This is a genomic window from Lewinella sp. 4G2 (assembly GCF_001625015.1).
Lineage (GTDB): Bacteria > Bacteroidota > Bacteroidia > Chitinophagales > Saprospiraceae > Neolewinella.
In genome coordinates, this window is record NZ_LVWJ02000014.1 from 2,956,169 (window position 1) to 2,975,367 (window position 19,199).

14 protein-coding genes are annotated in these 19,199 nt (G+C 56.4%); 6 read left to right on the forward strand and 8 right to left on the reverse strand.

Annotation, left to right across the window (positions count from 1 at the left end):
* Positions 1-7: 7 nt before the first annotated feature.
* The 5 genes from A3850_RS12330 to A3850_RS12350 form a co-directional block, all read right to left on the reverse strand.
* A complete protein-coding gene (locus A3850_RS12330) occupies positions 8-802 on the reverse strand; it encodes a hypothetical protein (protein ID WP_068216925.1) in 795 nt (264 codons plus the stop codon).
* Positions 803-833: 31 nt separating this feature from the next.
* On the reverse strand, positions 834-3,377 hold the full coding sequence (locus tag A3850_RS12335; RefSeq protein ID WP_068216927.1) for a TonB-dependent siderophore receptor: 2,544 nt from the start codon (positions 3,375-3,377) through the stop codon (positions 834-836).
* Entirely contained in the window at positions 3,377-5,290 is a 1,914-nt protein-coding gene (locus A3850_RS12340; RefSeq protein ID WP_068216929.1) for a gliding motility-associated C-terminal domain-containing protein, read from the reverse strand. The genes A3850_RS12335 and A3850_RS12340 overlap by 1 nt, the downstream gene beginning before the upstream one ends.
* Before the next feature lie 47 nt (positions 5,291-5,337).
* A complete protein-coding gene (gene lspA, locus A3850_RS12345; protein WP_068216930.1) occupies positions 5,338-5,892 on the reverse strand; it encodes a signal peptidase II in 555 nt (184 codons plus the stop codon).
* An 88-nt stretch (positions 5,893-5,980) separates the two neighbouring features.
* Positions 5,981-7,333: a TlpA disulfide reductase family protein gene (locus A3850_RS12350; RefSeq protein WP_068216931.1), complete on the reverse strand. Its 1,353-nt coding sequence runs from the start codon at positions 7,331-7,333 to the stop codon at positions 5,981-5,983.
* 201 nt (positions 7,334-7,534) lie between these two features.
* On the opposite strand from A3850_RS12350, the gene A3850_RS12355 reads away from it, so the two are divergent.
* From A3850_RS12355 to A3850_RS12365, 3 genes are all read left to right on the forward strand, one after another.
* A complete protein-coding gene (locus A3850_RS12355) occupies positions 7,535-8,023 on the forward strand; it encodes a hypothetical protein (RefSeq protein ID WP_068216932.1) in 489 nt (162 codons plus the stop codon).
* A 6-nt stretch (positions 8,024-8,029) separates the two neighbouring features.
* Positions 8,030-9,235, forward strand: a complete 1,206-nt coding sequence (locus tag A3850_RS12360) for a glycosyltransferase (RefSeq protein WP_068216933.1) — start codon at positions 8,030-8,032, stop codon at positions 9,233-9,235.
* 95 nt (positions 9,236-9,330) lie between these two features.
* Entirely contained in the window at positions 9,331-10,347 is a 1,017-nt protein-coding gene (locus A3850_RS12365) for a DUF1015 family protein (protein ID WP_197494046.1), read from the forward strand.
* On the opposite strand, the gene A3850_RS12370 is transcribed toward A3850_RS12365, so the two are convergent.
* Positions 10,310-11,161, reverse strand: a complete 852-nt coding sequence (locus A3850_RS12370) for a sterol desaturase family protein (protein WP_068216935.1) — start codon at positions 11,159-11,161, stop codon at positions 10,310-10,312. The genes A3850_RS12365 and A3850_RS12370 overlap by 38 nt on opposite strands.
* A gap of 248 nt (positions 11,162-11,409) precedes the next feature.
* Between A3850_RS12370 and A3850_RS12375 the strand changes: the two genes are divergently transcribed.
* Complete coding sequence (locus tag A3850_RS12375) at positions 11,410-12,183, forward strand: ion transporter (RefSeq protein ID WP_231915317.1); 774 nt, start codon at positions 11,410-11,412, stop codon at positions 12,181-12,183.
* Positions 12,184-12,213: 30 nt separating this feature from the next.
* On the opposite strand, the gene A3850_RS12380 is transcribed toward A3850_RS12375, so the two are convergent.
* On the reverse strand, positions 12,214-16,899 hold the full coding sequence (locus A3850_RS12380; RefSeq protein WP_068216936.1) for a hypothetical protein: 4,686 nt from the start codon (positions 16,897-16,899) through the stop codon (positions 12,214-12,216).
* A 6-nt stretch (positions 16,900-16,905) separates the two neighbouring features.
* On the reverse strand, positions 16,906-17,727 hold the full coding sequence (prmA, locus tag A3850_RS12385; protein WP_068216937.1) for a 50S ribosomal protein L11 methyltransferase: 822 nt from the start codon (positions 17,725-17,727) through the stop codon (positions 16,906-16,908).
* Positions 17,728-17,793: 66 nt separating this feature from the next.
* Between prmA and rlmH the strand changes: the two genes are divergently transcribed.
* On the forward strand, positions 17,794-18,267 hold the full coding sequence (gene rlmH, locus A3850_RS12390) for a 23S rRNA (pseudouridine(1915)-N(3))-methyltransferase RlmH (RefSeq protein WP_068216939.1): 474 nt from the start codon (positions 17,794-17,796) through the stop codon (positions 18,265-18,267).
* 363 nt (positions 18,268-18,630) lie between these two features.
* Complete coding sequence (locus A3850_RS12395) at positions 18,631-19,197, forward strand: RNA polymerase sigma factor (protein ID WP_068216940.1); 567 nt, start codon at positions 18,631-18,633, stop codon at positions 19,195-19,197.
* Positions 19,198-19,199: the final 2 nt, after the last annotated feature.

Genomic DNA, 19,199 nt, shown 5'->3' on the forward strand with positions numbered 1-19,199 from the left:
GAGCGATTTAATTGAGGTAGGAACGCAGCAAAATGGCCGAAGCAGCGTGGTACAACAGACCAATAGAAATACCAATGAAAAGGTAGCTCTGAATGAACTTCGGGCCCACCCCAAACGCCCGGTTGATTCCCCGCTGGAGCATCACCAGTAATAACAGGACCACCAGCGAAATTGAAATGCCAAGGGAGATCACGGAGTCTGGATACAGACTGAGGTTGAAGGGGACGGATCCGCGAACAAGTGCAATGATTTGCTGAATATCCTCCAAGCCGTGAAAGCCCAGAAGAAAGGATAAAATGCCCAAGCTCCAGTGCTTTTGCCGGTACAGGCCAATGGTGATGAGGATCAGTAGTAAAGTTGGCACTAAAAGGGGAACAAGGCTGAAGTCGCTCGCCGGCCGAAAGACATCCTGGTTTTCCTGAAAACTAAAGGTGACCCAGCGCCCCCGCATCCACCACATGCAGTACCCGATCCAGACGTACACCAGGCGCACCACCGCTGCACGATCCTGCAGTGGCTGTCGATCATCCGCGGTGATACCAGCATCGAGTAATTCTTCCCGTACCGCCTCGTTCCCTTCGCGCCCGAAAGCAAACCAGGAGGCCGATCGTTTTGGCTTCGACTTGGGGGAAGGTGGCGTTGCCGTAGCCTCGTTTCGAGGTGGAGGTACCGCCAGCCCTCTCCGGTTAAATTCCTCCAGCAATGCGGGAGCTACGGACGTAGATTGGCCTCGTTGTTCCCGGAACAACTGCTTGAGCTCCAAATTGGAAAGGTGCGTATAGGAATTGGACTTACCCGGCATATCCGGAAGGTAGCCCATCCAGGCGCGAAACTCAAAACCGAAGACTCACCCCGAAGCGAATATCCAGCCCTGGCGCCGACACCCCACTCGCAAAAGTCCGGTAGTGGCAGTCCAACAAATTATCCGCCCGCAGACGGAGGCGGAGGGAACGGGTAAGCGCGTACTCCCCCGAAACATTTAGCGTCCACCAGGCCCGGCTACCTACGAATTCGCCCGTGTTGGGGTTGATGGGTGTGAACTCGATGTTGTCCGGGGTGCCCAGGTTGATGCCAATATTGTAGCTATCCCCGGGCGGCACGACTATCGACGACACGGCATAGCGCCAAACGGGTTTGGCCACCTGGAAACGGACATTGCCATTCAACCGTAGCCTTCGCTTGCGGTAACCTATCCCAAGTTTCCCGTAGGCTGGCGGAATGTGATCCTGCGGAACAATTATGCTGTTGGGTAACTCAGGAAAGTTTTGCCGCCGCCTGCCGTAGATGTAGTGGACATCCCCATCCAACTCCCACCCCTCGGCGAATTGCCAATTGAAATAAAAGTCGCCCCCCGCAATGTTTCCACTGATGGCATTGACGTTGGTCTGCGTGCGCAGGGTATCGCCCCGGCTAACGAAGAAATCATCTCCGTTCGGCAGGGCACCATCCTCACGGATAATCGCGTTGCGCAGCCAGGTATGGTATAGCGTTGCACCAACTCGTAGCGTGCGGTCACTTGAAAAGATTTCGTAGCCAAATTCCAGCGTGTTGGATCGCTCCGCCCCCAATTCCGGGTTGGGGATGAGGATGAAGCCGTTCCGCTCCCGGAATTTACCGAAGTCATCCACGTTCGGTGCCCGAAAACCTTGGGTGGCAACGAACCGTAGGTTGGACCGTTCCCCGTTGCGGCGAATACCAAAAGCGCCCGTTGCGGATGTGTTATCGTTCCTGATCCCGTCGAGGTAGGCCCGCGGCCATTCCAACGGATCGTCCTCACCAAAGGTGGCCCGCAAGCGTTGGGAGGCCAGGCGTAGCCCGCCACGCAGCCGCCATCTTCGACCCAATTGTTGGCTCATGTCCAAATAAGCGCCCGCCGCGCTGAGGCTACTGCCCTGGCTGGGGTACCGGGTGGGAAGAGAAAGATTATCCCGCTCCCCGCTGACGATATTTTTTAGGAAGGCATCACTCACTACCCGGTCGTGGCGTAGGTCCACTCCGTACTTCAGGGTCAGGTTGCCGGGTAGCTCCTTGCTGAAATCAACCTGTAGGTTACTGACGAATACTTCCTCCTCGTTGTTCTCCTCCCAGTCATCCCCAAAGCGGCGGCGAATCCGGTCTTCTTCGATGAATTGTTGGCTAAGGAGGTAGGTCACCCGGTCGTAGAGTGCCGTCTTGCGCCGGTCCTTCAGCTCCAGGGCGGCCAGGAGTCTGGTCTGCGGCCCGTAGTCCCACCGCGCCCACCGCAGCTGACCATTCCGCAGCTCGGTAAGTGCGTCGTATCGTGGGATGTCCGAGCTGGTGGAAGCCTGTAGGTTGATGCCCAATTCCAGTTCAGGCGCCAGCTGGAAACGGAACTTCTGGAGCAGGTTGTACTGGTCATAACCCGTTCCAATCTGGACGTTTGGCCGGTCATTTTGTACCACGGTATCCCGTCCGTTGCGTCGATCGACGAACGTATTCCGCAGCCCAAAGTCTGGATACTCGGGGCGCCAGGAACCAGCGCGTAGGTCCGAGGTTTGGGTGGTGGAGAGAATTGTCAGTCCGGCCCATTTCGCTCCGCCGTATTCCAGCCGGCCGCCGAATTGGAGAGAGTTAGCTGCGGTACCAAAGGAGGAGATGACCTCGCCGGTAATTACGGGGTCAATACCCTTCACCCTATACTTCGGTTCCCTGGTCTTGAAGTGGACGACTCCACCCAGCGCATCCGATCCGTAAGCCAGGGAGCCGGCGCCGTAGATGACCTCCAATTGGGAGAGGGCCAGTGGATCCACCGTAATGGCGTTCTGCAGGTGGCCCGAACGGTAGATGGCGTTGTTCATCCGCACGCCGTCCACCACCAGTAAGACGCGGTTCGCTTCAAAACCACGCAGGACCGGGCTGCCACCACCAAACTGCGATTGCTGAACGTAAGCACCACTGAGGTTGGCCAGGGCATCAACGGTAGTGAGGGATTGCTGAGTAGTGATGGTACTGCCGGGTATGACCTCCACCGCCGCCGTCATCCGGTCAACGCGGGTTTCCCGCCGGCCTGCGACGACGACGGAAACGAGGAAGGAGGAACTTCGGGAAAGGACACCTTTGTTCCCACTAGCAATTAAGTTTTCCAGCGTAAAGGCTCCCTGCTCAAACCCCACCCAGCTTACGCGGACGGTATCAGTCAGACCCAGACCGAGCTTCGGCGTCCAGTACCCACCTTCATCGGTTAGGCTGGTATCCAGTTTGGTTTGGACGGTGGCGAAGGGTAGGGGAGACCCATCGTCGTCCGCAACGAATTGGATGGGCGTTTGGGCGATGGCACCAAAGGAAAGCAGGCTCAGGCAGAGCAGCCAGTACGTCCGCCGGTGTCTACGTAATATCCAAGCCCAGCGTGCTGGCATCAACGGACGAGGGAGAATTGCCCCTCAACGCTCATCACTTCGCCCATACCCTCAATGCGGTAGGAGGACAGGAACAAGTAGGTTCCGACGTTCTGCGGCTTCCCGTCGGTCGTGCCGTCCCAACCTTCGGTGTAGGTATTGGTACTGAATACCTCCTGGCCCCACCGGTTGTAGATGAGGAGGCTGTAATCCGTGAGTTCACACTCGCTGAAGGCGCGGAACTCGTCGTTGAGCCCATCCTGATTGGCGGAAATGATCTCGGGGAAGACCGGGTCGTCGCAAGTGCAACCCTCAATCGCCGTCAGGAAGATTAGCTCGTTAGTGGCACCACAGGAGTCGGTGACCGTGGCGGAGATCTCATCTCCTTCGGCCAACGTAAGCAGCAAACTATCCCTTCGCGTACCGTCAAAAAAGACGATGTCGACCGGGGTAGTATCATTCGCGACGTGCAGTACCCGGACGATGGCTTCGCGCCCGTCACAGATCTCCCCCCGCGTGGCGGTGACGGACAGGCGATACTCATCCGCCGTCGGGGCGCTGGTGGGGATGACCGTCTGGCAATCAAAGGTGGTCTCACAACCGTTGGTGATCGTAACACAGTATTCTCCGGGTTCCCGTACAACCAGGATAGAGTCGGTGCTCTCGTCGGACCACAAGTAGGCGTTACCCTCTACTCGTGCTGCCAACTCTAAATCGGTGTCGGGACAATTCTCGATTGTGAGCGGCTCCAGAATGATGGTGTCCGCCAGGCTGGTGCCAATGAAGATGTCATCAACGTACTGTGGCAAATTGGAGAGCCCGAAGGAGCTATTACCAGCATCAATTCGTAGTACGCCCCGGCGGAAGTCCGGCCCTGAATTGGAAGGGCAGGCGATTTCGTTGAGGAGAATGAACGTGTTTTGGCTACCTGTCTCTACCTCACTTTCGAGGTAGTAGAGATTACCGTTCGGCCCCAACTGGAAAGCCGAAGTGGGGGCACCCTGGGTGAATCCTTCGTCCAAAAGGGCCACTTCGAGGCGGGTGAAATCCTCGAGGTCGTACCGGACCAAACGCGGAATGCCGAAGTCGACGCTTTCGATGAGGTACATGAAGCGACTGTCCGCAGTGAAGCCGGCACTGACGCTATTGGAGTTGGGGAAGTTCCGCAGTATTTCACCGGGTGTCCCCGTAGCGTTATCGTAGGCTAATAGGTTGTCGCTGGCGAAGAGGAAATTGCCGTCCGGACTAAAGGTGTAGCGCTCCGTCAGGAAGGGGAAGTCTTTATTCACGGGGGCGCCGACACCGTCCGCCGTAACGGGGATGGTCACGATTTTTGGATTGCCTCCGTCGTCCAGGTTAGCGATGACCCAGTAGCCGGATCCATCCGCCATGGCGGTGGCGTCGAGGGCTTCTACGACGTTAGGGACGTAGGTCTGCCGCTCCTCCGTCACCTTGCCCAGGTTAGCGTCCTGGTTCATATCCACGACGTAGTAGGAGAGGCCGTTGCCGGGGGGGCGATTGACCTGGGCGTTCTCCCGGTCTTCCATCGTGAAAAGGTAGTAGACATTGGGGCGGCCCGGGGCTGGAAAGGCGATGCTACTCTGCCGGGCGCTGATGCCGCCGCCCCGGAAGGTGGCCCAGTCAAACATCCGGTCGTTGTTCTTATTCCAAATGACGCCGTCGATGTCCTGGTCGATCCCGCGGCCACCGCCGTTGCTGTAGAATTGGATCTCCCCCCGTTCGTTGCTCATCGATACACAACCTTCGAGGGCCACCATGGCGGAGGGGCCGGAGAGGGTGGGGCGATCGTTTCCGAAGGTGATGAGGTAGCCGTTACCGAAGTGCCAGTTCTCCGCCTGACGGGCGGGCTGGGCGACCAAGCAAGTGGCAAAGCCGAGCAGGAATACGCAACTCAAAAGGTGCCGTAAGTTCATCCGGTAAAATTAGGGTGTAGGAATAGAACGGTAGGTCGGTACTATGGCTAATCTGCCGACTGTTGAATGGCCGTCGTTTCCCGGTCGGACGGCGCTGCTTCTTCCGTTCTTTCTTCCTCGTCATCCTTTGCAAAGGCGAAAGGTAGCATGATGAACATCCCGGCCATGATGGCCATGTCCGCCACGTTGAAGATGCCTGTCTGGAGCCCGAATAGCTTAAGGTGCAGCATATCTACCACGTGGCCCAGCATCAGCCGGTCGACGATGTTGCTTAGGCCACCGCCTACAATCAGCGCAAGTGCCACCACTTGCCAACCGTTCAGTCGGCGTTCGCGGAAGATGTAGACCAACAGGGCGACTAGCAGGATAGCGGGGAAGCCTTCCAAAAGAAGCGTACGCAGTACCGGTCCGAAGTCGGCCCCTAGCGACAGGAAGGCACCCGTGTTGCGGACGAAAGTGAAGCGCAGGATATCGTTCAGGTAAAACTGATCGGGCTGGCCCTGCAGGTGTTCGATGGCCAGCTGTTTGGTCCACTGGTCCAGGATCACCGTGATGGCAATGGCGATCGCTACTGGGAGCCATCTGGCTTTGAAGTATTTCATGGTATTGTCGTTTCGTCCCCCCGGTTTGCGGGCTGCCTTTTCTTGCTTGGTCCTTAACCTGGCACCTGCGGCAGCGCCCCTGAGAACGTTACTTGCCGGCGAAGACCTGAGCGAGTTTTTGCTCGAGCGCCGCACCGCGCAAATTGCGTGCAAGGATACGACCTTCTGCGTCTAATAACACGGTTTGGGGGATGCTCGATACTCCGTAGAGGCGGCCGACGGTACTTTTCCAACCCTTCAATTCGGAGACGTGCAGCCACGTGAGATTATCATCCGCAATGGCCTTGAGCCAACGGTCGCGGTTGCTATCGAGAGATACGGCGAGGATCTCAAAACCCTGGTCCTTGTACTTCTCATAAACCTTCACGACGTTGGGATTTTCCCGCCGGCAGGGGCCACACCAACTCGCCCAAAAGTCGATGAGGACGACCTTGCCCCGTAAACTTTCGAGGGAAATGTTTTCGCCTTCGGGCGATTCGCTGGTGAAGAGTGGCGCTTCGGCACCAACGGAAAAGGTGCGCAGACCAGCCGCTTGTTGTTTGATCTGCTTGACGGGCGCGGGGTAGTCTGCGGCGAAGCGCTTTTCAATGGCGTCGGCCAGCTTGACGGCCGCCGGGTGCTTCTTCTGCGCAAGTGCGGCGAAGGCACCACTCAGGGCGAACAGCTGGGCGCGGGAGCCTTCGGGCCACTGGGAATTGACTTGCATGAGGATGTCCGCCAGGTTCTCTCCCTTCACGGCGCCAGCCAACGTATTCGTGAAGTTGCGGTTGCCTTCGTAGGACCACGGAAGGTCGTTATACCCCTTGTCGTTCCAATCAACGTTTTCGAAATAGGTATTGACAAAGTAGTCGAGCTCATTGGAGAAACGACCCTGATTACTAGTGAGATAGCTTTTATAGGTGTTCAGCGTGGCGATGCGGCCCAGGATGGGTGTTTCCTTTTGCAGGCGTTCCATCAATTGCTGCTTTTGCTGGTCGATGTCGGCCAGCGTAGCGAGGTGGGTTTGCATGGCTGCGGAGTCGCCAGCCGTCATCGCTTTCTGATAGCTACGGGTAGCGGTGGAGAATTTTCCGTTTTGCACCTGGAACTGCTTTTTCAATTCCTGATAGCCGTCATTAGCGGGGGAGCCGGCGACTTTAGCGCGCTTCATCTGCCCGCACGTAGCCGTCACGGAAGGCTGCTCACCGGGGACTAACAAAACGGGGAGGGCATCCTTTGGCGCCGGGCCGAGGTAACGGAATTTGGCCTCGTCGTAGGCAAAGTCCAACGTGAAGGTGCCGTCGGAGCCCTTGACCAGATCCATCTCCGTATCGAAACCCGCCCCGTTAAATTGGTAGAGGTGGAGGGCGGAGCAACCCTTGGCGGTAACCGTTAGCTGAGATGCCTGGGCGGAGAGGGTAGAAGCACTCAGTAAAACGAGAAGAATACGTAGATAATTCATGGGGCAAATTTACGAAAAACGGCTGCCGTCCGTCGAAGACCGGCCCCGATAAGACGGTTGAATGACGACTTTGGACGAATTCCCCCGTGATCTTAGGCAGGCCTTAACAACCTGGGGGTGATTTGCTGGTTTGGTTTAGGTACTGGCGTTGAAAATTGGCTTCACAAAGCAATTACCTTTAGGCCGGCTCAAACCACTAATATGTCCCGATTCCGCAATCCACTTGAACGATCACCCCTTGGCACCGTGGGGAGTATTCTCGTTGCCCTGTTATTTTTCTACCTCCTGTTTAAACTGCTCGGCTTCGTTTTTTCCCTCATCTGGTACGTAGCGCCGCTGATCTTCATCGCCTCATTGGTCATCGATTACAAGGTATTCGTCGGCTTCCTCACCATGCTCGGCAACCTCTTTAAAAAGAACTGGATCTGGGGCTTGGCGGCGGGCATCGCGAGTGTCGTCCTCTTCCCGCTCGTCAGCCTGTACCTGCTCGGGATGGCCATGTTCAAGAAGAAAATGAAGACCCGCGCCGAAGAGATGGACGAGCGCGTCAACGGCCGCTGGGCGGAGTACGAAGACGTCACGCCGGAGCCGATGGACATCGATATCCCCTACGAAGAACTACCGCCGGCGCCGGAGCCCCAGACCCGCGGCCGCAATAAGGGTACGGATTACGACCAGCTCTTCGAGTAGCCCGCCTTGAGCTACCTCCTCTATTTCTGTTCCGCAAGCATACTGGGTTACTGCCTTTGGCAACTCAATAATTGGCGCGTTTGGGTTCGGCTTACCAAGTTTCGGGTGCCGCCGCCGGGCCCCGTGCATTCGCTTGCGCTCATCATTCCGTTCCGCAACGAGGCCAATAATCTTTCCCGCCTCTTCGCGTCCATCCTGCAACAGGATTTCCCCCGCGAGCAACTCGAAATCATCTTCGTCGACGATAGTTCTACCGATAAGGGGAGGTCCATGGTCGAAACATTTATACGCGAAACAGCGCACGCCGATTTGGGCGCTGCCGCGGGTGCCAAGAAATGGGAGGGGATCAAGCCTCAGACAACCGGATTAAACGTCCGCCTACTGGACCTCACCGATCACCTTAGGACCCGGAAAACGGTGGCCCACAAAAAGGAAGCGCTCACCTACGCCATCAACTCCACGGAGCAAGAGATCATCCTGACGACGGACGCCGACTGCACGCTACCACCAACCTTACTCCGAACGGTAGCTGCCACCTTTCGGGATGGCGTCCAAGTAGTCTCCGGGCCGGTAGCCAATGGCCCACTAAAGAGCTTCTGCGATACCTTCCAGGCGTTGGACCTCGCTTCCTACCAATTCTTAACCGCCGTCCAGATAGAAGTCGGGAAGCCAGTATTGGCTAACGGCGCCTGCTTTGCCTTCCGCCGTTCCGCCTTCCACGATGTTAACGGCTACGTGGGGGTCGACCACCTACCTTCAGGAGACGACGTATTGCTCCTGCACAAATTTCGGGATGCCTTCCCCGGAAATGCATTCCGTTGGCTCAAAGCTGGCCCGGTTACGCTGACGGCCCCCGTAAGAAACTGGAAAGCACTCTGGAACCAACGGCTCCGCTGGGCGGGGAAGGCGGGGAACTACCAGGCGAAGGAATTAGAGCGGGCACAGAATTTAGCGGTTATGGCCGCTTTGTCGGTTTTGTTATTGTTGGTAGTCATCATACTCACCGATTATACGGTGGTGATGCTCTGGCTGTGGCTGGTTAAAATTATTATCGACGGTATCTGTTTATGGGCGTACCAAAGGCACTACCGGCAACCGTTTCCCATCATTGGCTATCTGAAGACGGCTTTGATCCACCCATTTTTTCTGGTTGGTATTGCCGTGGCCCACCTCCGCGGTAAGAAACCCAGGTGGAAGGGTAGGGCTACGTAGAATAACTTACCTTTCCCACGTCAAGCCGACGTATGGATTTAGTACTTACCCCGTTTACACAACTACTCTTCCCCCCGGGCGGTCACGTGCGACAATTGCCCGTTACTCGCAATGGCGTGGCGGCAGTACCGGCGGAAGCACTAATGGCGACCAAGCAACCGAGCTTTGGGCATTTACTCGTACGATCAACCGCAGTGGGAGCTGGTCACCAAGTGAGTGGCAAGATGCTTTGTGGCCTCGTTCCCGCCGCCGCATTCCTCGACGGGCGCATCAAACCCCACGAGAATACGCTGACCGCGCGCCTGAACCGCCAGAAGGAATTGGTCACCGCGGAGCGTGGTGCCCTCGGTAAACCCATCTTGCTTACCGCTGCTGACCTGACCTCGGCCTGGGCGGCAGTCGATCAGCAGGAGATGACCTCGGACCAACTAGTAAGGTTCTCGGGGCACAACGACTACACGTTGATTAATCTCACCGCTAGGGAAGAACAAGGGCTATGTCCTATTTCCCTGGACGGTCTGGGCACCCTCGTCATCGCCGATGGTCACCACCGGGCCGAGACCCACGCCCTATTAAGTGCGGAGGGACACGCTTACTGCGATTACGTACCCGTTTGTATTGCCGACGTTCGGGACCTCACCATCGGCTGCTTCCGCCGCCAGTTGCCGGCCTACGTCGGGACGATCGATGACTTACTCAAATCGCTCCGGCCCTACTTCCGCATTCACCAGCTTGCGTATCCCGTCGCACCCGAATTGCAGGGTAACTGGCTCATGAGCTACCAAGGGAAATACTTCGAACTATCCCGCGATAAAGTGGACGCCAGATACACCACCCAACTGGGCTGGCTGACGGGAGAAGTGCTGGCCAATGTATTCGGCATCCTCGACCCCAAGAATGATGACCGCCTGGTCAATCTCGAAGTAGATACGCTGCCCTCCGGTCTGCTGGACATTGACGGTGACCGCGCGCTCTCCTTTACGGGGAGTTCCGTCAGCCCCCAGGCTTTTTTTAGTGAGGTGGCGGCGGGAAGGGTGTTTCCGCCAAAGTCCACCCGTTTTCTACCGCGAGTGCCTAGCGGCCTGCTGGTGTGGCCGGGTTGGCGGGGGTAGTGGGAGACCGCTTCCCGTCGAAGGGAATCCGGAGCATGCGGCCGATGGATTGGTGGTCCGCCACGTCCATGTGGGTGTCTACTCCGTAAACCAATTCGTTATTGTCCACTTGCTGGTAGGTGCCGAAGAGCCGATCCCAAAAACTGAAGATGTTGCCGTAGTTGCTGTCCGTCAGGGGTAATTGGTAGTGGTGGTGGACGCGGTGCATATCCGGCGTCACGATCAACCAGGAGATCGCTTTGTTGATCCAAGCCGGCACGGTAATGTTGGCGTGGTTGAACTGGCTCAGCAGTGCGCTCATACTCTGGTAAATAAAGACCAACCAGATGGGTGCACCGACGATCAGAATGGCGAGGGTCGTGAACGCAAACCGAATCACGCTTTCTCCCGGGTGGTGGCGATTAGCCGAAGTCGTGTCCACGTGCTGATCCGTATGGTGGACGAGATGAAATCGCCACAGGACGGGAACACGATGCTCCGTCCAGTGCGCAGCGTAAGCACCGATGAGGTCAAGTAGCATCAGGCCGGCAACAACTTCGACGATTACGGGTAAGCTGACCCACTGCAGTAGTCCAAATTGCTCCGCAACGACCCAATCGCTGGCCGCAACGAGAATAAAGGCCAGAAAAAAATTAACGAGGATGGTCGTCAGCGTAAAGAAGAAGTTGATGCCCGCGTGTTTCCATTTGCGGTATTCGTGGCTGAACAGCGGCACGGCTGACTCCATAATCCAGAAGAGGGTGATGCCTCCGACCAGGAGTAGCGTCCGGTGGCTACTGGGGATGGTCGTGAAGTAGTCGATGATCGTTTGCATGTGGGTAAGGTACGGCGTTCACGCGCCTGGTCAAACCGGAGAGGGTGCGGATCAATGCGGGGCGAGGAGTAGACCAATGTTTGGTCAGCCAGTCAACGCTTGCACATAGTGCTCTGAACTGCTGTACATGTAACGCCTATCACGTCTCCCCTCTCCTTTAAAGAGGGGGCCGGGGGAGAGGAATACATAACGTCATGTATAGCGACGTGCCTAGTGCTCCCTGCGGCATTTCGTTACCTTCACGCCCGATGAAGAAGCTATTCTTTAATGAACGGGCCATGCTGACGGCCATCATCCTAAATGCGGTGGTGATCTTTGCGCTCTATTTTCCCGAGCTAAGGAACAACGATTGGCTGCTGCTCCTGGATCATGCCTTCCTCCTGTTCTTCGTAGTGGAGCTGATCGTTAAGTTAGTAGTGCTTAAACCCAAAGCATACTTCGCGAAAGGGTGGAACCGCTTTGACTTTATCGTCGTCGTTGGGAGCCTGCCGGTCTTACTGGAAGGCTTCATGAGCGTTCCCGAAGGTGCCAGTTTGCTGATTTTGCTCCGGCTCTTTCGCCTGGTCCGGCTGATCCGTTTCCTACGTTTCATCCCTAATATTGGGATGATTGTCTCCGGCTTAGGGAGGGCCCTGAAAGCCTCCGTATTTGTCCTGATTGCCTTGGTCTTCCTTAACCTGATGTTGGCCATCGTCACCTGCCACTTCTATGCGGACATCGCGCCCAGGTATTTCGGTAATCCGTTGGTGAGTGCCTACAGCATCTTCCAAATGTTTACCCTCGAAGGTTGGAACGACATCCCCGCCGCCATCGTGAACAACCCGAACGTGCCGATGTCGGACACCATGATCGGGATGACGCGCTTCTACTTCGTCCTGATTGTATTGCTGGGCGGCATCTTTGGGATGAGCCTGGCCAATGCCGTTTTCATCGATGAGATGATGATGGATAACAACAAGGCACTCGAAGACAAAGTAGACCGCCTGATCGAAGAGGTTCGCAGTTTGAAGAAGGAAGGGTAGGGGAGCCTATAAATTCGTCGTAGAGCTTGTCTAGAAGGCATCCTTTACCCTGCGCAAAAAGGTATCCGCCGTAGCGGGGCTGACGGGAAGGATTTCATAAGTTCCGCCATCCTTACCCTTGATTTTCTTGACGAGGTCCTTCGGCTTCATCCCCTCCAGCTCGTCCATGAATTGGGTGTTGTTGGAAACGACATTCAGTACGCCAGCCTGGAAACCGAAAAAGTAGTACAACTCGCTCGGCGTCTTCAGGTAGATGTACAACCGGTCATCACCGCCGGTGGGCATTTTGATTTCCGTGTAGACCTCCACCATTTTGGAGACGGTATTACCACGGATGCTGGCCAGACCATTCAGTTTTTCCGTACTGACGAAGGACTGGTAGTCGTCCGACCACTTCAGTTTCATCTTGGGGAAGAACAGGGTGTGTTCGTTGATCTTGCGCGGTACTTCGAGTACGCCGGCGTCGAGGCTGGCGATGGCGCCGGCTCGTTCCTTGCCTTCGAGGAAGAGGGTCTCGAGCCCGGTCGAATAAAACTCCCGGTCGGTCACCAAATTCAGCCCCGGTGAAGCAAAGGTTCCGGAGAGCACGTCGTTGGCCATCATGTTCACCAGCTTGTCCGGGAAGATCAGATCGATGGCCATCATGGCCTCTACCAGTACCTCCGGGCGTGATGGAGCGACGGGCGCGTTAATGGTGAGTTCCACCTTCTTTTTCTCCTGGGTCGTATCCTTGGCGGTGACGGTTTCTTCTTCCAGCAGGAACATGCTGGGAGGGGGCGTATCCTCCTCTTCTTCGGGTTCCGGCGCTGCGGGCTTCTCCTCAATCTGAACCTGGGCGGCGACGCGTTGGCCAGTGGGCATATCCATTTTGATGGTTCCGTAGGCGTTGATGTTGATGAACTCCAGTCGACCGCCGAGCCCTAACTCTCCGCTGCCATCGATCTTGCCATTGGCATTGTCGAAGCGCATCAGGTTGCCCGTGGTTTGGGTCTCGTCGAAGATGCGGAGGCTGTCGCCAAAGAGGAACACATCGTTCTCTTCGTCGTAATTCATCAACCCATTGGCGTCCAGAATGGCGTGGTCCTTCCGGAAGTCCAGGGTCTGCACCATGCTCGGATAGATGCCCCGGTTGGGCTTACTGAGGTAAAGGCCTGTGAAAAGGGGTAGGCCATCCCGGTCCTTCGGTTCCCGGACTTCCAGGGTGAGGTCTTTCTTATCCCCTTCAGATTGAACGGTGAACCACTGTGCGCCCGGCAGTTTCTCGGCGTCAATCTTGGCGTAGCCGTCAAACAAAAGCGTTTTTGAACCGGCGTCCAGGTTGATGGTGCCGAAAAACTTGGTCTTGTTATCCACGTAGAAGGAGGTAGACTCTTCCACCGTTCCCTCGGCGCGGGTAGCCGTTGCCTTATCGTTTTTCTTGCCCTTGCCGACGCGGGTACCAATGATGTTCTGGAACTCGACCTCCTGCCGGTGGGGGCCGACGTTGTACTCGTAGAAGCCCGAGGCCGTATACTCTTTTCGGCCCATTAAATTAACGGTGGCCCGCTTGATGACGTGGTACTCATTCAGAGTGTCAGCAACGATCCGAGCGTTAGTGAGCTCGCGCACCTTGGCGCCGCCTTCCACCTCAACTCTGCCGTCGCCTGGGTAGATGCGGGCGTCGGCGGCCGTGACGAAGGGTACTCCCTCCACACCCAGTACGTTGGTGTTGATATCGTAGGTGGCCGATTCTCCAGTGAAGGTGAGTTCATCCTGATCCGGGTGGGTACTCGTGAAGCGATCCTTACCGGGCTCCGCCTTGAAGGTGATGTTACCCGTTGCCATATCCCAATCGAACTCGTTGATGCTGGTTTTGAACTGGGTATAAGGAAGGTCCGTACTTAGATCCGTACTGTTATTCCGGAAGCTGGCGGACTGTTTCTCAAAATCAAAGGATGACTGCACATTAGTAGTGGTGAGTGCCAATTGGTCACCCGCCTGCAGGCTCTTAATGGAGACGTTCGAGGTATCCGCTTTGGCACCGAAAAGGGTAAAGTCCATATCCTTCGAGGTCATGCTGGCCGCGTCCCAGTCCAGGGTGCCATTAGCCTTTAGGGCTTCGGGCGTGAGGACGAGGGTACCCTCCAACTGGTGGTCACCCGCCTTGAACATGTCGAAGGCAGCTCCTTCGGCGGCCTCCACGACGAGGCTGTCTCCGTAGGGAATGAACTCGACGTTGACCTCCGTACCCGCTACTTGTGGAACCACGCGGCCATCCTTCGCAGATTCCTCCAGTGCGAAACTATTGGAGCTGGCCGTCGTCCGGTCGAGCCGGAAATCCAGGTTGTCGGATTCGATGTTGGCCTCGAGGTAGCTCAGTTTGCCGGTGCCCTTTAGCCCCTTGTTGGTCAGGACGAGTTCGCCTTCGTAGTTGCCCCGGTCTTCGTAAGTGGATTGGCCGCCCTCCGGCGTTTCCGTCACGAAGCCCAGGCTGCCGTCTTCCTGGATGGTGAGCGTTTCTTCAATGTCGGGGAAGATGCCACCACTGTTCAGTTTTCCACCTAGCGCCAAGTCCGACGCCAGCAATGAATCGGTGCCATTCAGGCTGAAGGGTTGTAGCTCAAAGTAAAACTCATCCCGATCATAGGCAGCCGTGCTGTCGGCGCCATCGTAATAGATGTAGCTGATCTCCTTGCTTTGGAGTGAGGGGAAGTAAGGGATGTTCTCCGTTCCGCTTTTGTTCTTCGGTGCGTCGATTAGCAGGTAGCCAGTTACGTGCTCGATGCGGCTGCCGGCGCTGCGGCGGTTGCCCTTCGCTTCCAGGTCGTCACCTTCGGGCAGGAAGAGATCCACGTAACGGACGGAATCCAGTTCGATGTAATACGGATCATACTTGAAGTGGAACCCCTTGCCGGACATGACGATACCACCGGCGTACACCTCTCCGCTAAAGTCCAGGTCCCGGTTGTTACGGATCGTCAACTGATTGCCGGCGGGGCGGATAGCGATCTTCTTTTCTTTGTTGAATTCTACCGGTAAAACGGCGTCGACTCGAATATCACCCGTTACCATGTTCATCACGGCGTTGGGTTTGGGAGTTCGGGAGACTACCCGGAGTTTGTCGTAATCCACCTCTTCGCGGCTGGCCTCCACGTAGAGGGAAAGCTTGCGCTTGAGGTTGATGATGTTGGTCTGGGGATTGTACAACAGGAAGCCGGCCGTCTGCAGGTCGTAGAGCAGCGGTTTGATGTCCGTTGCGGTGAAGTCTTTGCGGAAGAACTTCGCTAGGTCGTCAGCGTGCAGATCATCCATACCGCCATTTTGGTTTTGGCGGTAGGAGTAAATGCGTTCCAGTGGGTTAGAGCTAGCGATGTCCTGAGTGTACTCATACTCCCGCTGGCTGTAGTAATCCGAGCTTTCAAAAACAACGTCCGGTTTTTCCTGGAAGGATACGGTTGGCTTCCCGATCACGGCGCTGTCACCGTCCAGGTGAATGTCCAGGTAGTCACTGAAGATGGCCATTGCGTTTTTGGAATGGTAGAACGGCGCCCGGTCGGCACTCGACTTAGATCGCCGCAGACCCACGATACGATCCTCGAGATCGACGTACATCGTTACACTGGGGTGGAAGAGGCTGTCCTGTCCCACCTTCACGGTCGTGCGGACACCCTCACCACCGACGCTTTTGCCCTGGCGGACGACGAAACGCCGAGCCTCGCCCTGCACGGACCGGTCGGTCGCGCTACCCTGTAAGCGGAGGCGGACGTAAGCTTCCCTACCTTCTTCACCGATGGCGTAAACGGTGTTGCCCTTCAATTCAAAGTTGCCGAACAGGGTAACGTTTTTGCCGATGTTCTTGATCTCCACGTACCCATCGTCGGAGAGAAACTGGGGAAAGTCCCCTTCGGGCCGTACGCCGCCCACCTGGTTCTTATCGTTGAAACTGCCCATGAGGATTCGGTCGCCGAAGTACTCCGGGTACTGGAACTGGGCGGAGTCACTCTTGTAGATCATCCGGCCCGCGTCGAGTTCGTACTGAACGAGGATGACGAAGATGTCGGGGGAGAGGCCCACCCGGCGCCAATCGGTCCTTCCGCCCTTCCCGCTGGCGGCGTTCATGGCCAGATCAACCAGGAGGTTGGTCTCTTTAATTTTGATCGTATCCTTTGGGCTGATGGCGATCAGTTCCCGGATCGTATCCACCTGAATTTTCAAGCGGTTGTCTTCGGCCAGGAAGGTGGGTTTACCGCCGATGACGCGCCACCCCGTATCTTCCTTACCCGGCTTGAGCCATCCCTTTTCCAGAAAGACGGCGGCGTTCTGCAGAGTTTTGTTCAACTGATCGACGCGGGCATCCCCCGAACTGGCCACCTGCGACAGCGCCGCATGAAAACTTTCGAAAAGCGGATTAGGTGCATCTACCGCACCCGTCAGAAACTCCTGAGCGGCGAGGTAGGGAATGAAGCCGCCGGTAGCCGTGACCCGATTCTGAGAAAGCAAAACGGCCGTGGCGGCGATCTGCTTCTGTTGTTCTTCGGTGAAGCCACCGCCAAAGAAAATGCCGTTGAAATTGGAGTAACTTTCTTTGGCCGCCTTGTTGCCAGAGCCGGTCATGAAGGCTTCCAGGGCTTCGTCGAAGGCCGCTGGTTCACTGGTGGCGTCAAAATCGGCGAGCCCCTGTCCGGTAGCCTGGGCGGCGGTGAACAGGAGTGTCAGTATCAGAAAATGCAAACGCATGTAGGGTCAGTTCTTGGTAAAAACGAAGGCTCGCCAGTCTTCACGCTTACGTGTATCCCGGTGTTGAAAGCCAATGGCTGAAAGGCTTTCCAGCAGTAGTTGTTCGTCCTTTTCGAGGATACCGCTGAAGAGAACCGTGCCTTCCGGCGCCAGCCGCCCGTACAACGCCCGCGCCGTTGCCAGTATTACGTTACGGTTGATGTTTGCCAGCACGATGTCGTAGGGCAGTCCAGCGGGCACGTCTTTGAGTTCGCCAAGGACGACCCGGGAGAGTTCCACGCCGTTGCGTGTCGCGTTCTCCGCGGTGTTTTCGGCGGAGGGTTGCTCGATATCCACTGCATCAATATCGGTGGCGCCCAACTTGGCGGCGAGGATGGCCAACACGCCGGTGCCGCTACCGTAATCCAGTACTCGTTTACCCTTCAGGTCGAGTTCAAAAAGGAGCTGGCACATCATGTAGGTCGTCGCGTGGTGGCCTGTGCCAAAAGCCATTTTGGGCGTGATGACGAGCTCCAGCGGAAAGGCTGGGTTAGAGTCGTGAAAATCGGCACGGATGAAGAGACGATCACCCACCTCGAGTGGTGGAAATTGGCTTTCCCATTCCTCGTTCCAGTTGCGTTGTTCCAACGTGCTCGAGGTGTAGCTGAAGCTAAACTGCTCCGCGTATTCGTCGAGCGCCGCAACCCACTTCTCGTGTTGTGCCGCGGGGGCGAAAGCGAGCAGCCCGGCATCAGTTTCCTGAAAACTGTCAAAACCTGCTTGGCCCAGCAGGGCGACGAGGATGGCGTGGAGGTCCGGTGAATTCGTGAGGGTATACTGATTGTACAAGGGGGCGAGCTTTTGTGGCGGCGAAGATAGGCCTTCCTAACAGGACCCAGCCATTACCTTTGGGGCATGAAGGTGCAGGTCTATTACGTCGGGAAAACCAGTGAAAAATACCTCCGGGAAGGGGAGGCGATCTACCAGAAAAGACTGCGCCATTACTTGCCCATCAGCTTCGATATTTTGCCCGATATCCGCAATGCGGGCAAGTTGTCTTCCGAGGCGCTAAAGGAAAAAGAGGGCGAGCTGATCCTCAGCAAAGTCAACAATGAAGACGGCTTGATCCTGCTCGACGAAGGCGGTAAACGCTTCACCAGCGTCAAGTTTTCGGCCTGGATCGACCGTCAATTACAGATGCCCTACCGCCGGCTGATCTTCGTGGTGGGTGGCGCTTTCGGCTTTTCTGACGCCGTCTACCAACGCGCCAACGGCAAACTTTCCCTGAGCGACATGACCTTCAGCCACCAGATGATTCGCCTGTTTTTCGCGGAGCAGTTGTACCGGGGGATGTCGATTCTGCGGGGGGAGAAGTACCATAATGAGTGAGGCGTTTTTGGGCGCTGACGCGGGTGCAAAAAGATGGGGTAGGGGAAAGCCGATTTACTTTTGACGTATCGCTGTACGGTTTTCGACAAGAAGGAAAAGGGGGGAAAGGAGAAAAGGAAGTGCGGCATTTCGCGCGCTCTTTTCCTTTATCTCCCCTTGGAAAACTACAACGCTAGGTAGATTTTTTGGACCATTCTCAACAAGACGAATAAGGGGGGGAAGGAGAAAAAGGAGTGTATCACTGCACGCCCTCCTTTCCTTCTTTTCCTCCTTTGTCCCCCCTCGGAAAACAGTATCCCAAGCCTAGTAAAGAAATTCTTAAAACCCAGGCAACCCTCCCCCAAACTCCGTATCTAGTGAGTGATGACGGACAAGTTCCGCGATGATATCCAGCTGGCGAAAGCCTGCTCTACCAATGATCGTACGGCCCAACGGGCGCTGTACGAACGCCACCGGAATGCCCTCTACCGAATGGCCCTCCGCTACGCGCGGGACGACGCCGAAGCGGAAGATTTCGTCCACGACGGGCTGATCCACGCATTTGCTAAGATTGGCCAGTACCGGGGGAAGGGTCCGCTCGGTGGGTGGCTGCGCCGGGTGGTGGTGAATGTGATCCTGCAGGAACTGCGCAAGCGCCCCGAGATCACGGAGTTGGATCGGTCCGTGGAACCAGGCGTTGAGCCGGAAGGATTCGACGAGGATGCCGGGGCCATCCCACCGGCAACGCTGCACCGGTACATCAAGGAACTTCCACTCGGATACCGTACGGTATTCAGCCTCTACTATTTAGAGGATCTGACCCACGAGGCGATTGCTAAACAGTTAGGCATCAGTAGCGGCTCCAGCAAGAGCCAGCTTTCTAAGGCCAAGCGTAAACTTCGCCGGACCATCTCTACCCACCACCCCCACCTTCAACGACAAAAAAAGTGAGT